This window comes from Tautonia sp. JC769 (genome assembly GCF_040717455.1).
In the GTDB taxonomy this organism is placed as follows: domain Bacteria; phylum Planctomycetota; class Planctomycetia; order Isosphaerales; family Isosphaeraceae; genus Tautonia.
This window is the reverse complement of the sequence record NZ_JBFEFH010000025.1, coordinates 78,723-101,760: the sequence shown is the minus strand read 5'-3', so window position 1 is coordinate 101,760 and position 23,038 is coordinate 78,723. Positions and strand designations below refer to the sequence as shown.

Sequence of the window (23,038 nt, the reverse complement as noted above, 5' to 3'; positions counted from 1 at the left end):
GTCTCACGGGGTGATCACGGTGACGTCTTCCAGTTCGTCCGGGTCGCGTCCCTCGCGACGCCACGATTCGAGCAACATCGCCCGCCAGTCGGGGGCCGGGTCGAGTACAAACAGGGTTCCTTCCCCCGGCGCCAGGCCCTCCGACCAGCCTTCGAAGCGGTTGGGGTAGGTCGGGAAGGGCACGCCGACGACGCGACCGCCCGAGAGGAAGGCGATGCGGTAGACCTTCCAGTAGTCGCCGAAGACGTGCGAGGTGCCGGCGGGCAAGACGGTGACGCCGTTCGGGGCGGTCTCCCGATCCTCGTCGGTCGCCGGGGAGACGTGATCCCGGAACACCACCAGCCCCTCGGGCGAGACGGCCGTGCCGCGCAACAGATCGGCGCTCAGCCACCCGAGGCCGACGTACCAGGAGACGACGCTCGCGGTCATGACGGCCCCGAAGACGGCGGACAGGAAGAGGGTCGCCGCCCAGGCGGCCGCGCCCCGCTCGGCGACCGACCGCATCAGGAGGCCGAAGCCGAGCGACCAGGGGACGAGCAGGTAAATCAGGTATCGGTAATTGTCGGAATTGAAGATGTTTCGATTGATCAGGAATGCGAGGATGATCAGGCCGGCCGAGATCAAGACCCCCTGCCGCACCGCCTTGGCTGCGGACCCCTGAGGCGAGGGGTCGAGCACGAGCCGGGTGACGGCCGCGATCAGGAGCAAGAGGCCCAGGGCCGTCGCGTACGGTCCGGCGTCGAGCGCGGGGGTCGGGTCGTCCGGGCCCCTGCGGGCGGGACGGCCGAGTTCGGTCAGGGCTTCCGGGGTCGATTGCAGGTCGGGCAGCTCGTGGCCGACGACGAGGCGGGGAAGGCATTCCAATACGAGAATCCGAGCATGATCGGCCACCACGTCGGGCAGGAAGATGGGCGAGAACTGCTGGCCATAAGGGTCGTACGGGTCGGCGTGCTTGCCCAGTTCTCGGGGGGCCGCGCCGAGGATCAGGCCGATGCTGAAGACGACCGCGGCCACGATTCCGGCCTTCGAACGCCCCCGGCCGGACCACGAGGCGATCGCCGCGGGAATCAGGCCGGCCAGGGTGAAGAGGAACATCGTATCCACGTAGAGGCCGAGTCCGCACCAGAGGCCCAGCAGTGCCGATCGCCAGGCCCCTCCTCTGGTCAGGCATCCGACCAGGCCCGCGAAGGCCGCCGCGTGCCAGGCGAGGGTGAGCAGGTGCCCCCCGGTGATCCGCCCCGAGAGCCAGACCGTGCCGACCGACGAGAAGACGAGGGGGACGATCGCCCAGCAGGCCACCCCCGCGCCGAAGGCTCGCCAGGCCAGGACGAAGGTGGCCGTGATGACCAGGAGCCAGGCCACCAGGCCGCCGCTGACCAGGGTGGCCGGGCTCGCGCCGTATATCAAGGCTTGCGGATACGAGAGCAAGACCGGCAGGATGCCCATGTGCGGGGTGCCGGGGTAGTGCCATCGCCAGGAGCCGTCGAGGGCGTCGAGCAGGGTCAGGCCGTCGACGGCCAGGTCGCTGTCGAGGTGGTCGGCCGCGTTGAGGATCAGGGGGATCCGCACGACCGAGGTCCAGATCAGGCCCATCGCCAGCACGAGCCAGGGCCATCGAGGGGTTCGGACGGGGGAAGGCGGGGCGTTGGGGGTGGTCATTCGAGGAGGGCCGCAGCGATGGAAAGGATGGGGCGGGCGAGGATGGTTGAGGATCGAGGGTTCACGACGCGGTGCGCGATGGTCGCGGTCGAGGCGAGCCGGATCGCTGGAATCGCCCGGGTTACTGGGGTTTGCGACGCCTGGGTTTGGGGTTGGATCGCGGGGCGCGCCGGGAGGTGCCGGGGTCCGGCTCGATGGAGGCGATGTCGAGCCGGAGCGTGGCCAGGATGGTGTCCCAGACGTCTCGGCATCGCGGGGCGTCGTTCTCCCAGAAGTCGAAGGTGATCAGGGGCTGGAGGTTGCCGCAGCGAGCGAGGCAGGTGCGCGAGAAGGCGGGCCGGGCCTCGTTCGGGTCCATGAAGCGGATCTCGGCCCAGGCGGCTTCGATCGGCCCGCGCCGGAAGGCGACGACCTCGCTCCGATCGAGGACGAAGCGGGATTCCTCGTCCAGGAGGCTTTCGATCATCGACGCCAGCGGCAGGCGGCTCCAGTCGACGTCCGGGTTCAGGTCGAAGATGGTCATCTGCAGGGTGCAGTCGTCGTGGGGGGGCTCGCGATCGTGCAGCCTAAGGGTGCCGTGGTCGTCGGGAATCACGACCCAGTCGTCCGGGTAGTCGAACGGCACGGCACTCCGGTTGGTCACCACGACGTTCCTCCCCGTGCGGGCTTCCCTGCCGTGCTCGTCCTCGAGGCGGAGCGGCTTTTTCACCCAATCGGCCATGACGGAAGACTCCGGGAGCGGTCGGATCGAGGGAATCCGTCAGACGAAGAAGTCGGCCACGACGCAGCGGAAGCCGGGGAGTTCGGGGAGATCCCCGACCGTCGCCTCCGGCCCGAGGATGCGCGGGACCGGGTCGTCGGCGCGGTCGATGCGCAAGGTCCGGCGGTCCGGGTAGAGGACCCAGATCATGGGGACCCCCGCGTTAAGGTACTCGGAGATCTTCTCGCCGAGCTTGCCGGGGCGGTCGCTCGGGGAATAGACCTCGACGACGAGATCGGGCACGACGGGGGGGAGTTTGGACCCCGCCACCTGCGCCTTCGGCCATCGATCATTCCGGTAGAAGAGGACGTCGCCGCCGCGGACCGAATCAGGGGCTCGCTCGGTCAGCACGACGGTGTCGTTACTGAGCACGTAGCCGACCTCGGTTTCCCGGCCGTACTTGCTCAGGAGATAGGTCACATTTGCGCAAACGAATCCGTGACCGGGACTTGGTGGCGTCACCTCGACAATCTCCCCTCGAATCAGCTCGTGCTGGCCGTCGCCGAGGTCCATCTGCAGGAACTGTTCGGCCGTGATCAGGCTCGGTCTGGTCTCGGTCGCCATCGGTCGGCTCCGGAGAGATCAAAGGTGGGGAGGGCGTTCGGTTCGGGAGGGAGGCTTCAAAGTCGGTCAGACGGCGCCGGCCATGGCGTCGAGCTGGACGACGGAGCGCCCCTGTTCCTTGGCGAGGTACTCGCGGCCCTTCTTGATGCGGATGAGGTCCCAGGGGAGGACCTCGTCGACCCCCCGGGTGCGGTGGACGTAGAAGTCGAGGTCGATGCCGAGATCCTCGAAGGCCTGCCACCAGAGTTGGGGGTTGAAGTGCTCTCGCCAGGCGTCGAGCCGGGCGCCTCGGCGCCAGGCCTCTTCGAGGGCGGGGGCGAGGCGGCGGTCGCCCCTGGTGAGGACCCCTTCAAGCATGCTCGTGTCGATGTCGTGGCACTTGACCTTGACCGATCGCATCGAGACCTTCGATCGCAGGTACTTGTGCGCCCATTCGAAGTACTCGCGCCGTTGCATGCCGTTCCATTGATAAGGGGTGGCCGACTTGGGCACGAAGTTCGAGACGCTGGCCGTGACCTCGACGTAGCGGCCGGTCTCCTCCTTGCCGATCCGGGAGATGATCTCGGCCATCTCGACGATGCCGTCGAGGTCGACCGGGCGCTCGCCGGGCAGGCCGCACATGAAGTAGAGCTTGACCTTGCGCCAGCCGCGGCGGAAGGCCTCGCGGCAGCCGTCGTAGAGATCCTGGTTCTTGACGGGCTTGCGGATCTGCTCGCGCATGTCGTCGCGGGCGACCTCGGGGGCGAGGGTCAGGCCGCTGCGTCGGCCTTCCTGCAAGAGCGCCGGGATCTTCTTGAGCATCTCGGTGATCCGCAGGCTCGGCAGGGAGATCTTCACGCCGAGCGGGGTGAAGACCTCGCTCATGCGGGTGACGAGTTCCTCGAACTTCGGGTAGTCGCTGGTCGAGAGCGAGAGGAGGCTGATCTCGTCGTAGCCGGTGTTGGTGTAGGTCTCGAGCGCGGCGTTGACGATGGTCTCGACCGATCGATACCGCAAGGGACGCTTGATGGTCGTGCTCTGGCAGAAGCGGCACTGCCAGGGGCAGCCGCGCATGATCTCGATGGCGATGCGGTCGTGGGCCGTCTCGACGTAGGGGACGACGGGCCGGGTGGGCAACGGGGAGGCGTCGAGGTCGGTCTCGACGCACTGGCGGATCGAGTCGGGCACGTCGTCGCGGGTGCGGACGGTGTCGACCTGGACGCCGTCCTCGTTGTAGATCGGCTCGTAGAAGCGGGGGGCGTAGGCCCAGTCGACCGAGCCGGCGATCCGGGCGAGCTTGTCGGCCCGGCTCAGGCCGGAGCCCTGCATCGCCTTCCACAGCTCGCTGACGAACGGCAGGCTCGGCTCGCCGTCGCCGAGGACGAACAGGTCGATGAACGGGGAAATCACCTCGGGGTTCTGGGCGCCCGGGCCCCCGGCGATGACGAGGGTGTCGTCCGGCCCGCGGTCCTCGGCGTGCAGGGGGATGCCGCCGAGGTCGAGCATGGTGAGGATGTTCGAGTAGCTGATCTCGTACTGGAGCGTGAAGCCGAGGACGTCAAATTGGTTCAGCGGGGTGAAGGTCTCCAAGCCGTAGAGCGGGACGCCGTGCTCCCGGAGGGCGGCCTCGAAGTCGGGCAAGGGGGTGAAGGCGCGTTCGCAGGCCCAACCGGCGTCGTTCATGATGCTGTAGAGCACCTGGAGGCCGTGGTGGCTCATGCCCATCGCGTAGGTGTCGGGGAAGGCGATGCAGACGGAGCCTCGGCAGCGGCGGTGGTCCTTGCGCACGCTGTGCAGCTCGCCACCGAGGTATTGCGCCGGCATCTGGACGTTGGGCAGGATCCGGGAGGTCACGAGGTCTTTCAGGGGCGTGTTCAACATCGTGATCGTGCTTCGCTGCGGTCCAAGGTGCGCGGCGGGGCGAGGCCGCGGAGGGGTCGATTGGGGCAAGGGAGGGCGGCTCAAGGGGCCTCGGGCGTGAGGCGCACTCCGATCGGGTCGATCCGCAATCGGGCGAGTCGCGGGCAATCCCCTTTGCTCCGGCTCCATCATACCCGGCAGGGCCTGGGTTTGGACAGTTCCCGGACCGGGGGCACGAGGGGGCGGTGCTCCCTCGGCGAGCGTCGGGGAGCATTTGGCGCGAGGAATGCAACGGAAGGATCGGGACGGTCGCGGGAACTCCAGAGCGGTGTTCGCAATTCCCGCTTTTTTTCGCTTTACGCTTCGAACGCCTCTTGAGAACAGGGAACCGGTCTCATGCACCCCGACACCTCGCTGACCGTCTCCATCGCCAACCGGCCGGACGACATCGAGAAGGCCATCCGAGAGGCTCTCGACGAGATCCCGCTGGAGGATTTCAAGGACAAGGTCGTGGCGATCCACCCGAACGACACGACCGCCACCGAGGACGACAAGACCGCCTGCACGCCGGCCGAGGCGCTCCGTGCCACCATCCAGTTCGTCAAGAACCTGCACCCGAAGTCGATCGTCGTCACGGCCGGGCCCGGGGCGAAGACGGCCGACGAGGTGTACAAGGTGATGGGCTACTCCGACGTGATCGAGTCGGAAGGGGTCGAGTACCACGACCACAATCAGCCGCCGTTCGTCGCCGTGGACCTGCCGTTCGGCCCGCAGCGGCGGGTGATGGTCAATGCCCGGGTCCTCGAGTACGACAAGGTGGTTTCCCTGGCGCAGTTGAAGGTGCATTCGACCGCCTGCGTGACGATGGCGATCAAGAACATCGCCATGAGCTTCCCCGCGGCCGAATTTTACGGGTATCCGAGGGTGAGCCAGGAGCGGCATCCGCATAATATCTTGCAGGACAAGCAGGCGTTCCTGGTCGGGATGCTGATGCGGTTCCCGATCGACCTGGCGATCGTGACCGGCCATCCGGCGATGATCGGCAAGGGGCCGATCGGCGGCAAGGCGGTCGAGACTGGGCTGGTGATCGCGGGCCGGAACGCCGTGTCGGTCGATTCGGTCGGGGCGTATCTGCTCGGTTTCGAGACCCTGGCGGTGCAGCACCTGCGCCAGGCGGCCGAGCTGGGCCTGGGGGCGCCGTTCATCCCGATCGGCAACGAGAGCGAGAAAGGCCGATTGAAGATCAAGGGGCTGGCCGTCAAGGAGGCCGCCAAGGTCTTCCGCAAGGCCGCCTACGGCGAGGAATTCTGAGTCCCATGAGAACGCCATCGAACCTCGTGCTCCAACTCTGGCACACGCTGCGGTCGAGCCTCTGGTTCGTGCCGGGCCTGATCGTCTCGGGCCTGATCGCGCTGGCGATCGTCCTGGTCTACGGGGTCGGCACGATCGACGAGAAGGTCGTCGATTCCTTCCCGAAGATCCTCGGCGCCGGGGCCGAGGGGGCCCGAGGACTGCTGACGGCGGTGGCCTCGTCGATGATCACCGTCGCCGGGGTGACGTTCTCGATCACGATCGTCGTCCTGTCGCAGACGGCGAACCAGTACTCGCCCCGGATCCTGCCGAACTTCATGCGAGACCGGTTCAACCAGGCCGTGCTCGGGACGTTCGTGGGGATCTTCGCCTATTGCCTGGTGGTCGTCCGGACGATCCGGTCGGGGGGGGACGAGTTCGTCCCGTCGCTGGCGGTCTTCGTCAGCGTCGTGCTGGCGTTGATCGGGGTGGCGGTCCTGATCGGGTTCATCCACCACATCATCGCGTCGATCCAGTCGGGGAGGATCATCGCCGAGGCGTCCCACGAGACGCTCCACGCGATCGACGACCTCTTCCCCGAGCCGATGGGTGAGCCGCTCCCCGACGACCGGAAGCCCGGGATCGCCGGCTTCCTGGAGGCCACGGCGTGGCTGCCGATCCCGGCCAAGCGATCCGGCTATCTCTGCCTGGTCGACACCGCTCGCCTGATCGACCTGGCCGAACGTTACGACGCGGTGCTCCGGATGGAGTATTCGCCGGGCGATTACTGCGTCGCGGGGATGCCCCTCGCGTCGCTCGCCGCCGGCCCGGCGACGGCCTGCCCGATGATCGACGCCCTGAACCGACGCGCGATCCTGGATGCGGTCGACGGCGAGCATCGGGACGACGAGGCGAGGATCGGTCGGATCGCCGACGAGCTGAACGACCTGTACAGCTTCGGCCGGAACCGGACGATCGCCCAGGATGTCGGCTTCGGCGTCCAGCAGATCGTCGACATCGCCCTGAAGGCCCTCTCGCCGGGGGTCAACGACACGACGACCGCGATCATGTGCATCCACCACCTGACCGACATCAACTCCAGGCTCGCCTCCCGGAAGATCGAGACCCGGCACCGGGCGAAGGACGGCTGCTTGCGGGTGATCGCCGAGAAGCCGACCTTCGAGAGCATCCTCGACCTGTCCTTCGAGGACATCAGGCGCAATGCCGAGGGGAATGTCGCGGTCCTCGACGTGATGCTGACCGCGATGACGACCATCTGCGTCTTCACCCGGGACGACGACCGGCGGCGGTCGGTCCGACGGCACGTCGGGGCGATTGCCGAGCTGGCCGGGCGGAGCGTGTCGGCTCCTTCGGATCGCGCCTCGATGGAGTCGAAGATTCGCCGGACCCTCGCCGCCCTCGGCGACCCGGATGCGGGCTCCTGGGCGATGGACGCCGGCCCTTCGACCCCCCATCCCGGCGGCGAGGCCAGCCCCGAAGCGAATTGCTCGTGAGCCCGGGACCGGACCGGGCGATCGCCGCCGGCCGGGCGATCCCCTAGAATGGACGAGTCGGGCCCGGTCGCGGCGACCCCGACCCGTCGCGGCGACCGGGCCCCTTCCCCCCGGGTCGTCGGGGCCTTGCCACTCCTGGAGACGATTCGCCATGATTCGCCCCGCAGTCCTCTGGGCCGCGTTCATCGTGTCGGCCGGTTGCGCGGATGTCCCCGATCAGACCCCGCTCTCCGAGCCGGTCGCGCCCGGTGACGCGGCCTCGGCGCCGGACGGCGGGCCGATCCCGATCGCACCGGGAGCTCGTCGGATTGAGACGCACTGATGAGACGTGCCGAGGAGGAGCCCGTGAAGGACGACCGGCCGCTGGTGGCCCTGACGATGGGGGATGTGGCCGGGGTCGGCCCCGAGGTGATTGCCCGGGCCTGGCCCGATTCCCCCCTGCGCGACCTGGCCCGGCCGGTCGTGATCGGCTGCGCCGAGGCGCTGGGCCGGGCGGTGCGCTCGTGCGGCCTCGACCTGGAGGTCAGCCGGGTCGATCGTCCCGAGGCGGCCGGGCCGAGCGATCGGGTGATCCCGTGCCTGGAGGTCCCGGGGGTCGACGTGGCGGGCGTGCCGCTCGGGAGGGTGGATGCGCGGGCCGGTCGGGCGGCGTATGAGTTCCTCGTCACCGCGATCGACCTGGCCCTGGCCGGCCGGGTGGACGCGATCACGACGATGCCCCTGAACAAGGAGTCGCTGCACGCCGGGGGCGTGCCGTATCCGGGGCACACGGAAATCCTGGCCGATCGCTGCCGGGTGCCTCAGCACGCGATGATGTTGTATTTGCCGCCTCGGGGCGAATCGACCGGGGGCCTGGGGGTGATCCACGCCACCTTGCACGTCCCCTTGCGCAAGGTGTTCGACTTGCTGACGGTCGAGCGGGTGTGCGAGACGATCCTGCTCGCGTCCGACTCGATGCGGCCGTTGCTCGACGGCCGGGCCCCTCGGGTCGCGGTCGCCGGATTGAACCCGCACGCCGGGGAGCACGGCCTGTTCGGGGACGAGGAGATCCGGATCATCGCGCCGGCGGTGGCCCGGGCCGCGGCCGAGGGGGTGGCCGTCGAGGGGCCGATCGCGGCCGACACCCTGTTTGCCCGGGCGATTGAGGGAGAATTCGACGCCGTCGTCGCCATGTATCACGACCAGGGGCACGTGGCATTGAAGACGATCGGCTTCGACCGGGCGGTGAACATCACGCTCGGCCTGCCGATCGTCCGGACGAGCGTCGCGCACGGCACCGCCTTCGACATCGCCGGCTTGGGGATCGTGCGGACCGACAGCCTGATCGCCGCCGTCCGGGTCGCGGCGCAACTGGCCCGGCCGAGGCTCAGCGTCGGATGAGCCGGGCCGGGAACCAATCGGTCGTGATCGCCCCGGGCCAGAGGGACCGGACGTCGGGATCGGCCCAGCCGAGGTCCGGGTCGGGTTCCAAAACGATCCTGAGGCGGACCTCGCCCGGCCGATCGAACGTCTCGGGGGGCAAGCCGATCACCGGGCCGAGCGCGACCTCGATCGGCGAGCGGGATGGGCCAGAATCCCCCTGTCCCGAGGTTACGACCACCTGACCGGCCTCGGCGCGATCGGGAATGCCCTCGAACTCGATCGTAATCCGGTGGGCCAGGTCGCTCGGCAGCGGACCTTGGATCCGGAGCACCGGCGGATCGCGGACGACGAACGCGCCCGGCAGGTCGAGGAAGCGGGGTTCGTCGTCGTCCCCGGTTTCCGGGGCCGAGAGCCGGAGGGCCGCGGCGATGGCGTCCCCTTTCGCGGCGTCGGGGGCGGTGAACAGGGCCTCGGGAGCAAGCCTCGGGTCGAACTCGATCTGGAAGGGGACATGAGGGGGTTCGACTTCCCAGTTCGAGGTGAGCCGGGGCCCGGTGCGTCCGGTGGCCTTGAGCACCAATCGATGCGGGCCGTTGGTCGGGAAGTCGCCGGGGTCGATCGTGAAGGAGGCGCGACCGAGCCCGGCCCGCCAGTCGCTCGGCCGTTCGAGGGCGGCCCGCTCGGCCCCGGCGATCCGGTGCGACCATTCGAGGTCGTCGGGCTGGATGCCGGGTCCGCCCTCGTCGAGGAACGGCAGGCCGTAAGTGACTTCGATCGGAATCGGAGCGGTCATGGCCCTCGGATAGCGGCGACGGGCACGCCAGCGGACGTCGAAGCCCCGGGTGAGGACGGCCTTCTCCTGCTCGGGGATCAGGTCGTCGTTCGCCCAGACGATCGCCAGGGCGCGGCCGGCGGCCGATCGGATCGCGGGGGATTGGCCCTCGGCCAGCAGGCGGAAGAACTCGATCATGCCGAGGGGGCCGTGCTCGGCGGCGGCGACGATCTCCTCGGGGGTGACGTCCGGCTCCGCCAGGCGATCGACCGCCTTGCGAGCCCGGTGGGCCATCACCAGCCGACGGCCGCCGCCGATGAGGACGATCGAGCCGAGCACGAACAAAACCGTCGTCCTCGGGTCGGCCAGCCATCCCCAGCTTCGGCCTCCTCCGCCTCCGCCGGCCTCGGCGGCCTGTTGGGCGAGCAGGAATGCGGTTTCGATCATCGGTCGTCCCATCAGCCACAGACTCCGCAATCCGAAACACCGAGGATCGATCCGCCTTGCCCTCGCGGCGAGACAAACGCCGAATGGTCCATTGTAAGGGGCCTCGGCCTCGATCGGCAGCCCGAGCCGCCGGACGCCACAACCGCGACGGGGCGCATCAGCCGATCCGGCCGAGCCGGACGGCGTCGTCGATCTCCCCGGCCGTCGGGAAGCGGAAGTCCTTGTGCCCGATCACCAGGCCCGCGGCCGCGGCCGCCCGCCGAGCGGCCCGTTCAATCACCTCGGCCTCGACCGGCCCGCCTCGCCATCCGGACTCGAGCACGGTGGTCAAGAGGGTCGAGGCATAGGCTTCGCCGGCGCGGTTCGTGTCCTGAGGGGGATGGTCGCGGGGGAAGGCCGGTTCGACGTGCTCTCGAAGGCTGCCGGAACTGTCCTGGAAACGGACGATCCCGCCGTTCGGGCCGTCGGTGATCGAGAGGACCGGGATGATCCGGGCCACCGCGTCCCGGTCGGCGAGCGCCTCCCATTCGTGGCGGTTGCAGCAGAGGAGATCGACCCGATCGGCGAAGGCGGAGAGGGGTGGGGCGGTGTCGGTCATGTTCTTCAGGGTGGGGGCGAAGACCCGGACGCGGGCCGGGACCGATTCGAAGGCCGATCGCACCAGGCGGTTCGTCAAGGAGGCGGCGACCAGCACGTCGACGGGTTCGGTCGCCAGCCCCGGATAGGTCGAGAGGGCCGCGTGGCATCCTCGGAAGCCGACCGGGAGCTTGTCGCCGTGAGGTCCGCTGGAGATCAAGAGGGTCCAGTCGGCCTCGGTCTCGGGCACGCGGATGGGATGATGGTGAATCCCCTGCTCGGCCAGCATCGAGGCGACTCGCCCCGAGGTCGGGTCCGATTCCGGGCCGAGCGCGCTGACCAGCAACCCGCCCAGCGCCGCGGCGAACCCGGCCCCCATGCCGCCGAGGTCGTCCTGCCAGTCGATCCCCCGGACCTCGTGCGTTACGGTTTCCGACGATTGGAGCAAGGGGCGATCCAACTCGATCTCGGACGGCAGCCCCGCCGGCCAGCCTTCGGGCAGGGTGATGACGAGTCGGACGCCGAGCGGATCGGTCAGGATCAGGCTTGCATCCGGGGAGTGCCCGGCCGACCATCGCCCCCCGACGCTCAGGTCGAGCGGCCCTGCCCCGAGTCCGGGGGGGAGGAGCGGGCGATCGACCCGGAGGACGCGGTCGAGGTAGGCGGGGCCGAACACGAGCACGCGACGCGGCATCAAGGGAGCACCTCGGTTGCGGGACCATTCCCCCCGGGGCGACCCGATCGCGCACCGATCGCCAGGTCGGGGTCGATCGTGCTATCATCTCACGAAAACCTCACTCAGGGAATTGCGATCGAAGGACGGGACAAACGTGGCAGACGTGCTCGAAGGGGCCGCCCCCGAGGACCTGGAGCACCCGGTCGACAATGCGCCGGTGCGGTCCTTTGCCCACAACGGGATGACGATCGAAGGCTACTCGAGGGCCGCCGTGCAGACCTACTGGCGGGTCCCGGAGCTGAAGCTCGGGTTCGACCTCGGGTTGCAGCCGTGGAGCTTCATGAGCACGCCGACCTGGTTCGTGTCGCACGGGCACCTGGACCACATCGCGGCGTTGCCGGTGTACGTCTCCCGCCGTCGCCTGATGAAGATGGAGCCGCCGACGATCTACATGCCGACCGAGGTGGTCGAGCCGGCCCATGCCCTGCTCCGCGCCTGCCAGCGGCTCGACCGGGGGAAGCAGCTGGCGAACCTCGTCGGCCTGGAGCCGGGGGAGGAGGTGCAGCTCGGACGCGACGTGATCGTCTCGGCCGTCGAGACGAAGCACACGATCCCGTCGCTCGGCTACGTCGTCTGGGAGCGCCGGAAGAAGCTCCTGCCCGAATACCACGGCCTGTCCGGCCCCGAGATCCGCGACCTCCGCCTCTCGGGGACCGAGGTGACGCGGGAGATCCGCCTGCCCCGGCTCGCCTACCTGGGGGACACGAACCCGGCCGGGCTCGACGGCCACCCCGAGGCGTTCGAGGCCGAGATCCTCATCCTGGAGATGACCTTCGTGGCCAAGGGGGAACGGCCCGACCGCATCCACAAGTACGGCCACATGCACCTCGACGACTTCGTGGCCCGCGCCGACCGGTTCAAGAACGACTGGATCATCGCCTCGCACTTCTCGACCCGGTTGCACCCGGACCTGATCCAGAAGATCGTCTCCCGGACCCTCCCCGAGGGGCTCCGCGACCGGGTCAAGATCTGGCTCTGACGGCCCGTACCAGACCGGCCCGATCGGGGGGCGTCACGAGCGGTCGCCCCCTGAGGACTCCACCAGCCAGACCCAGCCCTCGCGGACCTCGACCGGGAGGAGGGGGACGCGATCGCCAGGCCCCCCTCCCCAGAGGCATCGGCCGTCGCCCAGCGAGAATCGCCAGCGGTGCAAGGGGCAGACGACCGCCCCACCCTCGATCCAGCCGCGACCGAGCGAGGCCCCGGCGTGCGGGCAGCGGTCGTCGATCGCGACGATGCGGTCGCCGTCCCGGAACAGGGCAATCGGCCGATCGTCGAGGCAGACCACCCGGCCGCGACCCTCGGGAATCTCGTCGACGCGACAGACGGCCAGCGGACGTGCCAAGGTCTCCGCCCCCGGGATCGGGCCGATGATTCTCGGAAGAACGAAACGCTTCGGAGTTGCTGATCCGACCGGGGCTTCGGTATCGTAAGGGGCGTGACGATCCCTTCGTACGATGTCCCGCCTCGTTGAGGACGCCATGCCGTCGCGCCGCCGATTCCTGGGGAGCCTCCTCGCCTCGGCGGCGACACCCTGGGTCTCGGGGTGCGACCTCGGCCGGGAATCGTACCCGGAATTGGTCTGGGGCGTCCACGGGACCAAACCCGGCTGGTTGCAGAAGCCCCGGGTGGCGGCCTTCGACGCCGACGACCACCTGTACATCGCCGACCTGACCGACCGCATCCAGGTCTTCGACCGCGACGGCACCTTCCTGCGCCACTGGCGGACGCCCGACCTGAACATCGACGGCCCGAGCGGCCTGACGGTCGATCGCCTCGGGCGCGTGCTCGTGGCCGACACGCATTTCTACCGGGTCCTGGTCTACGACCGGTACGGGACGCTCCTGTTCCAGATCGGCGACGGCGTCCAGGGGTCGACCCCCGGCCGGTTCGACTACCCGACCGACGTCGTGATCGACCGCGACGGCTGCTTCTACGTGAGCGAGTACGGCGAGAACGACCGGATCCAGGTCTTCTCCCCCGAGGGGGAATGGCTCCGCCAGTGGGGCGGGCACGGCCACCGCCCCGGCCAGTTTGTCCGGCCGGCGGCGCTCGACATCGACGAGGACGATCGCCTCTACGTGGCCGACGCCTGCAACCACCGCATCCAGATCTTCGACACCCGGGGGGAGCTGATCGACCTCTGGGGCTCCCGGGGCTCGGAGCCGGGGCAGATCAACTACGCCTACGACGTGGCGATCGGGCCGGATGGCCACCTGTGTGTCTGCGAATACGCGAATTCGCGCGTGCAGAAGTTCACGAAGGACGGCCGGTCGCTCGGCACCTGGGGACGCCCCGGGCGCGGCCCCGGCGAGCTGAACAACCCGTGGGCCCTGGCCGTCGACAGCCTCGGGGCCGTCTCGGTGATCGACTCGAACAACCACCGCGTCCAGCGATTCCGGTTCTGACCGCGCCGCGACCGGCCCTCGGCCGATGTTGACCGACGACGAGAGGGGTTCTTGCCATGCTCGACAGCCTCGGGACGCTCCGGCTCACGTTCCTGGAGCCCTGGTGGTTGCTCTTGATCCCCGTCTTGCTGCCGCCGCTCGTCCTGCTCAGCGCGAGGAGCCTGTCGGGCCTCGGCTCCGTCCGCCGCTTGATCGCCATTTTGCTCCGGGGGAGCGTCGTGACCTTGCTGGCCCTGGCCCTGGCCGACCCGCAGCTCGTCCGGCGCAACGAGTCGCTGACGACGATCTTCCTGCTCGACGCCTCCCGGTCGATCCCGGGAGACCTGCAGGGGCCGATGCTCGACTTCATCAACCGCGCCGTCGGCCAGCACCAGCGGCCCGGCGACCGCGCCGGCGTGGTCGTCTTCGGCAAGGAGTCGAAGGTCGAGAGCCCCCCTGCCCCGTACACGGAGACGTTGACCGGCATCCAGAGCACGATCGACACCGAGTACACCGACCTCGGCTCGGCCCTGAAGCTCGCCTTGGCGACCTTCCCCGACGACTCGGCCCGGCGGATCGTCGTCGTCTCCGACGGCAACGAGAACCGCGGCTCCGCCTACGAGCAGGCGTTGGCCGCCGCCGGGCTCGACGTGCAGATCGACGTTTTGCCGGTTGATTACGTCTACGACCGCGAGATCCTGGTCGAGAAGATCGCCCTGCCCCCGGACGTGAAGAAGGGGGAGACGGTCAACATCAACGTCGTCGTCCGGGCCTCGGCCCCCGCCCGGGGCCGGTTGGAGGTCTACCAGGAGGCCGACAACTCGACGATCCCGATCGACACGCTCGACGACGTCCAACTGCAGCGCGGGGTGAACGTCTTCCGGATCAAGCAGGACATCACCGACCCGAACTTCTACACGTATCTCGCTCAGTTTATCCCCGAGGAAGACCTCCGCCGCGGCTACCGGGCCGATCGCGCCATGAACAACATGGCCGAGGCGTTCACCCAGTACCGAGGGGAGGCCAACGTCCTCCTGATCGAGGGGACGGCCAACGAGCATGAATCGCTGGTCGAGGCCCTGCGGTCGAAGGAGCTGGCCGTCACGACCCTGGCCGCCGGCGACGTGACCGGGGCGGGCCTGGTGGGGGGCGACCCCTTGCCGACCGACCTGTCCGAGCTTCAGAAGTTCGACGCCATCATCCTCGCCAACGTCCCCAAGGACGCCTTCACCGATCAGCAGCAGGATCTCATCAGCACCGCCGTGCAGGACCAGGGGATCGGCCTGATCATGGTCGGCGGCGACCGCTCCTTCGGCGCCGGCGGCTGGATGAACACGCCGATCGAAAAAGCCTTGCCGGTGGACATGCAGATCCCCTCCCTGAAGGTCAAGGGGAAGGCGGCGATGGTGATGATCATGCACGCCAGCGAGATCCCCGAGGGGAACTACTGGCAGGCGGTCGTCGCCCAGGAGGCGCTCAAGACCCTCTCCAGCTACGACTACGCCGGCCTGACCTACTGGTCGGGGCAGGAAGCCTGGCTGTTCACCCTCCGCGAGATCGGCCCGTCGAAGCCGGCGATGCTCCGGGCGATCGACCGCATGACCCCCGGCGACGCCCCCGACTTCAACCCGTTGCTCGTCATGGCGCTGCGTGGCTTGCGGCAGAAGACCGACGCGATGTCCAAGCACATCGTCGTCATCTCCGACGGCGACCCGGCGGCGCCGACGGCCCAGGTCGTCAATCAGCTCAAGGCCGCGAAGATCACGGTGACGACCGTGTTGACCGCCGCGCACGGCAACGATTTGCGGTCGCTCCAGGTCATGCAGCAACTGGCCGAGGCCACCAACGGCCGCTTCTACAACGTGACGAACCCGAAGGCCTTGCCCCGGATCTATCAGAAAGAAGCGCGCCTGATCTCCCGGCCGTTGATCTTCGAGGGGCCTCCCCCGGCCTGGACGCCGACGATGGTCTACCAGAGCGAGCCGTTGCTCGGCCTGCCGCAAGACCTGCCGCCGATCAGCGGCCTGGTCCTGAGCAGCGTGAAGGAGAACGAGCTGGTCGAGGTCCCGATCGTCTCGCCGAACCCGACGGGCCAGCTCAACCCGGTCCTGGCCCACTGGAACTACGGCCTGGGGCGATCGGTGGCGTTCACCTCCGACGCCGGCCAGAAGTGGGCGACGCAGTGGGCCGGCTGGGAGAATTACTCGGCCTTCTGGTCGCAGGTCGTCCGCTGGGCGCTCCGTCCGGTCGATCGGGGGAACCTGACCGTCTCGCTCCGCCGCGAGGAGGGGCGGATCAAGGTGGTCGTCGATGCCGTCGACGCCGAGAACGACTTCCTCAACTTCCTCCAGTTCCAGGGGATCGTCAACCGGCCGAACCGCGAGCTGAACGCCCCGGGGGAATCGGTCGAGCTGGTCCAGGTGGCCCCCGGCAAGTACGAAGGGACGGTCGAGAACGCCGAGGCCCGCGGCAATTACTTCGTGACCCTCGGCTATCGCGGCCCCGACGGGGCGCAGGGGGTCCTGACGACCGGCCTCTCGGTCCCCTATTCCGACGAGTACCGCGACCTGCGCTCGAACCCGGTCCTGCTCGAAAGCCTGGCCGATGCCACCGGGGGCGAGGTCTTCTCGTGGATCAACAGCCCCGACGGCCGCCCGAGCGGCGAGCGGACCGCCGCCCGGGCCGACGTCTTCCGGCGCGACCCGAACGTCCAGCCCCCGCGGACCTACCGGCCGATCTGGCACTGGATGCTCTTCACCGCGGCGATCGTCTTCGTCGGCGACGTGGGGGTCCGCCGGATCGCCCCCGACTTCGCCCGGATGCGCCGCAACGTCGCCGACGCCTTGAGGACGCTCCGGGGCCAGGAGGTCGCCCCCCGCGACGAATATATCGAGAAGCTCCGGAGCCGGAAGCGAGAGGTCGGCGAGCAGATCGACCGGTCGCGAGGGGCCACCCGGTTCGAGGCCCCCGACGTGCCGCCCCCCCCTTCGACCGGCGCGAGCCGCCCGACCGCCGACCCCGGATCGCGGCCGGACCGGCCCGGCGATCGCCCCCGATCGGCCGGCGAGGCCCGGCCCGGCAGCGGCCTGGGCGTCGATGCCACGCCCCCGAAGCCGGGCGAGGAGACGTACACCAACCGCCTGCTCAAGGCCAAGAAGAAGGTCTGGGAAGAACGCGATCAGGACAGGGGCAAGGATCAGGACTCGCCGAGGTGACAAGCGCCCCGAGTCGTGAGGCCGCCCCACCAGGCCCCGGCGGACCATCAAGGCCCCGATTCCCCACTCAGCCCGACCCCGCAACCGGAACCGCATCATGAGCGACACCGCGACGAACGACTCGATGGAAGCCCGGGCCGACGCCTTCCGCCAGGCCTACCGCCGCGTGAAGGACGAGGTCGGCAAGGTGATCGTCGGGCACGACGAGATTGTCCACGGCGTCCTGACCTGCCTGTTCGTCGGCGGCCATGCCCTGCTCGAAGGGGTGCCGGGCCTGGGCAAGACCCTGCTCGTCCGGACGTTGGCCGACGCCGTCTCGCTCGACTTCAACCGCATCCAGTTCACGCCCGACCTGATGCCGGCCGACATCCTCGGCACGAACGTGGTGATGGAGACGCCCGACGGCCGCCGCATGTTCGAATTCCAGCGCGGGCCGATCTTCTCGCAGATCATCCTGGCCGACGAGATCAACCGCGCCACGCCGAAGACCCAGTCGGCCCTGCTCGAAGCGATGCAGGAGAAGTCGGTCACCGTCGGCGGCACGATCCACCAGCTCAAGAAGCCGTTCTTCGTGCTCGCCACCCAGAACCCGATCGAGCAGGAGGGGACCTACCCCCTGCCCGAGGCCCAGCTCGACCGCTTCCTGTTCAAGCTCGTCGTCGGCTACTCGACCCGGGAGGAACTGGCCACGATCCTCGACCGCACGACCCGAGGCGAGACGCCCCACGCCGAGAAGGTCATCGACGGCGACACCCTGATCCGGTGCCAGGCGCTCGTCCGGGAGGTCCTGATCGCCCCCCACGTGCAGGACTACGCCATCCGGCTCGCCCTGGCGACCCACCCCGACGGCCCCTTCGCCGTCGAGGTGACGAACCGCTACATCCGGTGGGGGACCAGCCCGCGAGGCGTGCAGACCCTCGTCCTGGCCGCCAAGGTCCGTGCCCTGCTCGACGGGCGGTATAATGTCAGCTTCGAGGACATCCGCCGCGTCTACCTGCCGAGCCTCCGCCATCGCGTCCTGCTCAACTTCGAGGCGCAGGCCGAGGGGATCGACACCGACGAGTTGCTCCTGAAGGTGCTGGGGGCCGTCTCCGAGAAGGCGGAAGACCCCGTCGCCGCGGCCTGAGCCGGCCACCCCGGCGATCCCCGATCGACACCCCCGCGTGAACCCTGCCCCGATGACCAGCCAGCACGACATCTACGACCCGCCCCCCTCGGGGACCTCCTGGCTGCCGCCGAGGAGCGAGCCGCTCACCTTCACCCGGTCGGACCTGGCGTGCCTGCTCGTGCTGGGGACGCTGGTGCTGATCGGCACGGCGGTGGCGTTCCTGTTCGAGGCGTTGCTGGGCATCCTCGTCCTCATCGGCGGGTCGCTCGTGGTCCTGGAGAGCTGGTACACGGCGCTCGGGTTCCTGTCCCGAAGGCCGACCGACCAGACCTGGCAGCGCGTGGTCATCATCCTCGCGGCCCTGGTCCCCTGGGTCGTCTGCCTCGGCCTGGCGGCGGCCCTGATGATCGGGCTATTCGTGCTGACGGACATCGCCGCGTGAGCATGCCCTCAAGCTGGCGAGGCATGCGACGAAAACACCCCTTGGAGTCAGGCGGTTCCTCGAATGTCCACCGCGACCCCCTCCCCGCTGCTCGACCCCGAGTTCCTCACGAAGCTGGAACAACTGGAGCTGATCAGCCGGAAGATCTTCGTCGGCCGGATGAAGGGCGAGCGCCGGAGCCGGCGGCGCGGCTCGTCGGTCGAGTTCGCCGATCACCGGAATTACTCCGTCGGCGACGACCTGCGCCACATCGACTGGAATGTCTACGGCCGGCTCGACAAGCTCTTCCTGAAACTCTTCCTCGAAGAAGAGGATCTGCACTTCTACACGCTCGTGGACACGAGCCTCTCGATGGACTTCGGCGACCCGACGAAGCTGCACTACGCCAAGCAGGTCGCCGCCGCCCTGTCGTTCATCGGCCTGGTCAACCACGACCGGATCGTCCTCGACTCCTTCAGCAGCGCCCTCGAACCGGGCCTCTCCAGCGTCCGCGGCCGGTCGCAGATGTGGCGCGTGGTGCAGTACCTCGACCAGCTCCAGGCCCACGGCGGCAGCGACCTGACCGCCGCCACCCGGTCGTTCGCCATCAAGCACCCCGGCAAGGGGATCGTGGTCGTCATCTCCGACTTCATGGACAAGCGCGGTTATGAAGATGCCCTACGCTATCTCCTCGCCCGCGACATGGACATCTACGTCGTCCAGGTGCTCAGCCGAGAGGAGGTCGAGCCGGAGCTGACCGGCGACCTCCGCCTGGTCGATTGCGAGGACGACGACGAGGCCGAGATCACGGTGAGTGCCCCGCTCATCAAGCGATACAAGGAGACGCTCGACGCCTACGTCGGCGGCTTCCGCGAGTGGTGCACCCGGCGCGGCATCTCGCACATCTTCACGACCAATCACGCGCCGTTCGATAAGCTGATCCTGAATTACTTGCGTGAGCGGGGGCTTGTCAAGTGACGACGATCGCGGAGATTGGCCCGATGCTCCTGCCCTTGGCCCAGGCGAACCCGGTGGGGGGCCTGAACCTCCAGTTCGACCCCCCGGTCCCCTGGTCGTCGGCCTGGGGGCCGACCTTCTGGATGGCCCTGGTCGGGGTGCCGGTCACGATCATCCTGCTCTATTTCCTCAAGCTGCGCCGCAAGCCGGTCCAGGTCCCCAGCACGTTCCTCTGGAAGCGGAGCATGGAGGATCTTCATGTCAACAGTCTTTTTCAACGCTTGCGCCGGAATCTCCTGCTCTTCTTGCAACTGATGGCGGTCCTGCTCGTCATGCTTGCCCTGCTCGGGCCGCAGATGAAGGGGAGCACCCGCGTCGGCCAGCGGTATGTGATCGCCCTCGATACCTCGGCGAGCATGTCGGCCACCGACGTCCGCCCCAACCGGCTCGACGAGGCCAAGGCGCGGGCCCTCGAACTGGTCGATTCGATGGGGTCGAACGACCTGGCGATGGTGATCGCGTTCGCCGAGTCGGCCCGGGTCGTCTCGACCTACACGGGGAACAAGGCCCAGCTCCGCGACCGGATCGCCTCCGTCCGCCCGGCCCGATCGGGGACCTCGCTGCGAGACGCCCTCGAGGTCGCCGCCGGGCTGGCCAACCCGTCGAAGCAATTCGGCGAGGGGGAAATCGCCAGCGAGGTCCAACCGCCTCGGCTCATGATCTACACCGACGGCGGCTTCCCCGACGTGGAGGGCTTCAGTCTCGGCAACCTGATTCCCGAAATCGTGGTGCTGGGCGAACCGCCGAGCGAGGCCCAGTCGACCCCGGGCACGACCGCCGAGGAGGCGAGCGATCCGGGCGTCCCCCCCTCGAACAACGTCGCCATCCTCGCCCTGCAGACGGCCCGCAACGAGGAACGGCCCGATCAGATCCAGCTCTTCGGCCGCGTGCGGAACTATCGCGACGAGCCGGCCGAGGCGGTCGCCCGGCTGCTCCGCCACGAACTCGACCAACCGATCGGCGAGGGTCGATTGATCGACGCCATCGAGGTCTCCTTGCCGGCCCGGGGCGCCCGCTCGTTCAAGTTCGACCTGCCCGACCCGGGGCCGGTCGGGCTCGAGGTCCGGCTCGACCTGCAGGACGACCTCGAGCAGGACAATCATGCCTATGCCGCGATCGGTCGCCCGCGTCAGGCCCGGGTCCTCGTGGTCACGTCCGGGAATCGTTACCTGCTCAACGCCATGACCACCGCCACCGCCGGCGACGCCGCCGAGGTCGTCGAGATCCGCCCCGACGACCTCGAGACCGACGACATCCGGCGCGCCCTGCTCGCCGGCCTGTACGACCTGATCGTCTTCGATCGGGTGGCGCCGGCCGAGCCCCCGGTCGGCAACGCGCTCTATCTCGGCGCCATGCCCCCCGGCGAGGCGTTCGACCAGGCCCGGCTGGTCGAGGCGCCGATCGTGCTCGACTGGGACATCGGCCATCCCATGCTGCAATACGTCCGCGATTTGCCGCTCGTCCTGATCCGAGAGGCCCGCGTGGTCGACCCTCCCCCCGGCTCGACGACCCTGATCGAGAGCGACAAGGGGCCGCTCGCCTTCATCACCCCCCGCGACGGCTATTCCGACGCGGTCGTCGGCTTCTCGATCTACGGCGAGGAGCGGGCCCTGAACACCGACTGGCACACGAAGCTCAGCTTCCCGGTCTTCCTCTACAACACGCTCCGCTTCCTCGGCAACGTCGAGGAGGGGCTCGGCGACCAGGTGCAGCGTCCCGGCCAGCCGGTGGTCCTGCGGGCCGCCCCGACGGCCGACGCGATCACGATCGACCCACCCCAGGGGCCGCCGAGCGACGTCGGCCGCTCCGACCTGGGGACCTTCGTCTACAACAACGCGACCGAGCCGGGGCTCTACCGCCTCTCCTGGGGCAGCGGCGACGCGATCGAGCGGAGCGTCTTCGCCGTCAACCTGTTCGACCCTCGGGAGAGCAACCTGGCCCCCCGAGGGGTCCCGCCCGAGGGCGTGACGGGCCGGGAGGCCGAGCCGTATCTCATCAAGATCGGTTATACCGAGGTCGCCGGCACCCGCACCTCGCGACCGGCCCGGCTCGACCGCTGGTGGTGGCTGGCGATGGCCGCGCTCGGCTTCGTGCTGGTGGAGTGGTATGTCTACAACCGGCGCGTTTATATCTGAGAAAAGGGCCGCGGCCTCGATCAGCCGGGCCCCTGCACGGTCATCGCCCGGGCCGGGGCCCGCGACGAGGCCGGCGGGGCGACCCGGGAGGAGGCCCGGAGCGTCAATCGGCTGATCTCGGCCGGGCAGTTGACCCGCAACGGGTGCTGCGCGGCGATCCCCCGGGAGACGAACAGCAGCGTCTCGTTGCGCCGGAAGAACCCGCAATCGTAGCGGCGGCTGTAGCGGCTCGGCAGCAAGACCGACCCGATCACCGGCAGGCGGTACTGCCCGCCGTGGGTGTGTCCCGAGAGCATCAGGTCGATCCCCTGTCGGGCGGCCCAGGCGAGCGGGTCGGGCGAGTGGCTGAGCAGGATGCGGACGTCGGCCTCGGGCATCGCGGCCGGGTCGGGGAGCGGCCCCCACGGGTTCGACGTGCCGCCGATCGCCACCCGGGCGCCGTCGTCGGCCTCGATGAGCCGCCAGGCCCCCTCGATCACCGTGTAGCCGGCCGATCGCAGGGCCACGAACGCCCCCGGGGCGTCGGTCCGGTAGTCGTGGTTCCCCAGGATCGCGAACTGGCCGTAGCGTCCTCGGAAGCGCCCGAGCAGCGGCCCGACCCGGTCGAGCAGCTCCGAGTCGTCGATCAGGTCGCCCGTGAAGGCGACGAGGTCGGCGTCGAACGCCTCGGCCTGGGCGACCATCGAATCGAAGAAGCGGTCGGAGTAGGCCCGCGTCAGGTGCAAATCCGTGAGGTGGAGGATCCGGAGCCCGTCGAGCGGCCGGGGCAACCCCGAGCGCTCAATCTGCCAGTCGGTCAGGGTCAGGTGGAACGCCTGATTGCCCGGCAACCGGAGCCAGAACGAATCCCAGGCGGTGCCGATCAGGTCGGCTCGGGCGACCGAATCGGTCAGGTCGACCGACCGGGAATGCCCCGAGACGCCCGCCGGCAACCTCCTGCGGAGCCGGGCCAGCGTGACCAGCGGCAGGCCGACCAGGCCGATCAAGAGGCAGAGCAAGGTATAGGCGCGGGCGATCGTCGGCCAGTCTCCCCAGGGGAGGGCCAGGAACAACCCCATCAGGACGAGCGAGATGGAGGTCAGGAAGCCCAGGCAGAGCCCCTTGACCACCCGGGCCGGCGTCCCCTCCGGGACCCCGAGCCCGTGGAAGACGTTGACGGCCAGCACGGCGAGGCAGAGGTGCCCCACGGCCACCACCAGGAGGATCGAGCCATCGATCATGGTTGACCTCAAACGT

The 23,038-nt window shown here is 69.0% G+C and carries 19 protein-coding genes; 11 read left to right on the top strand and 8 right to left on the bottom strand.

Annotated features, from left to right (window positions below):
• Positions 1–3 precede the first annotated feature (3 nt).
• The 4 genes from AB1L88_RS21220 to AB1L88_RS21205 form a co-directional block, all read right to left on the bottom strand.
• Positions 4–1,659, bottom strand: a complete 1,656-nt coding sequence (locus AB1L88_RS21220) for a hypothetical protein (protein ID WP_367098698.1) — start codon at positions 1,657–1,659, stop codon at positions 4–6.
• 121 nt (positions 1,660–1,780) lie between these two features.
• A complete protein-coding gene (locus AB1L88_RS21215; RefSeq protein WP_367098697.1) occupies positions 1,781–2,380 on the bottom strand; it encodes a hypothetical protein in 600 nt (199 codons plus the stop codon).
• Positions 2,381–2,419: 39 nt separating this feature from the next.
• Complete coding sequence (locus tag AB1L88_RS21210) at positions 2,420–2,983, bottom strand: Uma2 family endonuclease (RefSeq protein ID WP_367098696.1); 564 nt, start codon at positions 2,981–2,983, stop codon at positions 2,420–2,422.
• 66 nt (positions 2,984–3,049) lie between these two features.
• Positions 3,050–4,843, bottom strand: a complete 1,794-nt coding sequence (locus tag AB1L88_RS21205; RefSeq protein WP_367098695.1) for a TIGR03960 family B12-binding radical SAM protein — start codon at positions 4,841–4,843, stop codon at positions 3,050–3,052.
• 375 nt (positions 4,844–5,218) lie between these two features.
• On the opposite strand from AB1L88_RS21205, the gene AB1L88_RS21200 reads away from it, so the two are divergent.
• From AB1L88_RS21200 to pdxA, 4 genes are all read left to right on the top strand, one after another.
• Positions 5,219–6,133 (top strand): DUF362 domain-containing protein, encoded by a 915-nt coding sequence (locus AB1L88_RS21200; protein WP_367098694.1) that lies wholly within the window; start codon positions 5,219–5,221, stop codon positions 6,131–6,133.
• A gap of 5 nt (positions 6,134–6,138) precedes the next feature.
• Positions 6,139–7,626 carry a DUF2254 domain-containing protein gene (locus AB1L88_RS21195; RefSeq protein ID WP_367098693.1) on the top strand — a complete coding sequence of 496 codons (1,488 nt, stop codon included), beginning with the start codon at positions 6,139–6,141 and terminating at the stop codon, positions 7,624–7,626.
• 151 nt (positions 7,627–7,777) lie between these two features.
• Positions 7,778–7,948, top strand: coding sequence for a hypothetical protein (locus AB1L88_RS21190; protein ID WP_367098692.1), 171 nt, complete (start codon positions 7,778–7,780; stop codon positions 7,946–7,948).
• A complete protein-coding gene (gene pdxA, locus AB1L88_RS21185) occupies positions 7,948–9,006 on the top strand; it encodes a 4-hydroxythreonine-4-phosphate dehydrogenase PdxA (RefSeq protein ID WP_367098691.1) in 1,059 nt (352 codons plus the stop codon). Before AB1L88_RS21190 ends, pdxA begins: the two co-directional genes overlap by 1 nt.
• Here the strand turns inward: pdxA and AB1L88_RS21180 are convergent.
• Together AB1L88_RS21180 and AB1L88_RS21175 are read right to left on the bottom strand one after the other, a co-directional pair.
• Complete coding sequence (locus tag AB1L88_RS21180) at positions 8,993–10,219, bottom strand: hypothetical protein (RefSeq protein ID WP_367098690.1); 1,227 nt, start codon at positions 10,217–10,219, stop codon at positions 8,993–8,995. The genes pdxA and AB1L88_RS21180 overlap by 14 nt on opposite strands.
• Before the next feature lie 145 nt (positions 10,220–10,364).
• Entirely contained in the window at positions 10,365–11,477 is a 1,113-nt protein-coding gene (locus AB1L88_RS21175) for a PfkB family carbohydrate kinase (RefSeq protein ID WP_367098689.1), read from the bottom strand.
• A 223-nt stretch (positions 11,478–11,700) separates the two neighbouring features.
• Between AB1L88_RS21175 and AB1L88_RS21170 the strand changes: the two genes are divergently transcribed.
• Complete coding sequence (locus AB1L88_RS21170) at positions 11,701–12,498, top strand: MBL fold metallo-hydrolase (RefSeq protein WP_367098704.1); 798 nt, start codon at positions 11,701–11,703, stop codon at positions 12,496–12,498.
• Positions 12,499–12,531: 33 nt separating this feature from the next.
• On the opposite strand, the gene AB1L88_RS21165 is transcribed toward AB1L88_RS21170, so the two are convergent.
• A complete protein-coding gene (locus AB1L88_RS21165) occupies positions 12,532–12,864 on the bottom strand; it encodes a Rieske (2Fe-2S) protein (protein WP_367098688.1) in 333 nt (110 codons plus the stop codon).
• A 112-nt stretch (positions 12,865–12,976) separates the two neighbouring features.
• Here AB1L88_RS21165 and AB1L88_RS21160 point away from each other — a divergent pair, with 112 nt between their 5' ends.
• The 6 genes from AB1L88_RS21160 (at position 12,977) to AB1L88_RS21135 (ending at position 21,802) form a co-directional block, all read left to right on the top strand.
• Positions 12,977–13,927, top strand: coding sequence for an NHL repeat-containing protein (locus AB1L88_RS21160; RefSeq protein ID WP_367098687.1), 951 nt, complete (start codon positions 12,977–12,979; stop codon positions 13,925–13,927).
• Between the two features lie 56 nt (positions 13,928–13,983).
• The gene (locus AB1L88_RS21155) at positions 13,984–17,121 is read left to right on the top strand and encodes a VWA domain-containing protein (RefSeq protein ID WP_367098686.1); all 3,138 of its coding nucleotides are present in this window, start codon (positions 13,984–13,986) and stop codon (positions 17,119–17,121) included.
• A gap of 97 nt (positions 17,122–17,218) precedes the next feature.
• Entirely contained in the window at positions 17,219–18,247 is a 1,029-nt protein-coding gene (locus AB1L88_RS21150) for an AAA family ATPase (protein ID WP_367098685.1), read from the top strand.
• A 37-nt stretch (positions 18,248–18,284) separates the two neighbouring features.
• Positions 18,285–18,671, top strand: a complete 387-nt coding sequence (locus tag AB1L88_RS21145; protein WP_367098684.1) for a hypothetical protein — start codon at positions 18,285–18,287, stop codon at positions 18,669–18,671.
• Between the two features lie 63 nt (positions 18,672–18,734).
• Positions 18,735–19,628 (top strand): DUF58 domain-containing protein, encoded by an 894-nt coding sequence (locus tag AB1L88_RS21140; protein ID WP_367098683.1) that lies wholly within the window; start codon positions 18,735–18,737, stop codon positions 19,626–19,628.
• Positions 19,629–19,651: 23 nt separating this feature from the next.
• Positions 19,652–21,802, top strand: a complete 2,151-nt coding sequence (locus AB1L88_RS21135) for a VWA domain-containing protein (RefSeq protein ID WP_367098682.1) — start codon at positions 19,652–19,654, stop codon at positions 21,800–21,802.
• Positions 21,803–21,822: 20 nt separating this feature from the next.
• On the opposite strand, the gene AB1L88_RS21130 is transcribed toward AB1L88_RS21135, so the two are convergent.
• Positions 21,823–23,022, bottom strand: a complete 1,200-nt coding sequence (locus tag AB1L88_RS21130; RefSeq protein WP_367098681.1) for a metallophosphoesterase — start codon at positions 23,020–23,022, stop codon at positions 21,823–21,825.
• Positions 23,023–23,038: the final 16 nt, after the last annotated feature.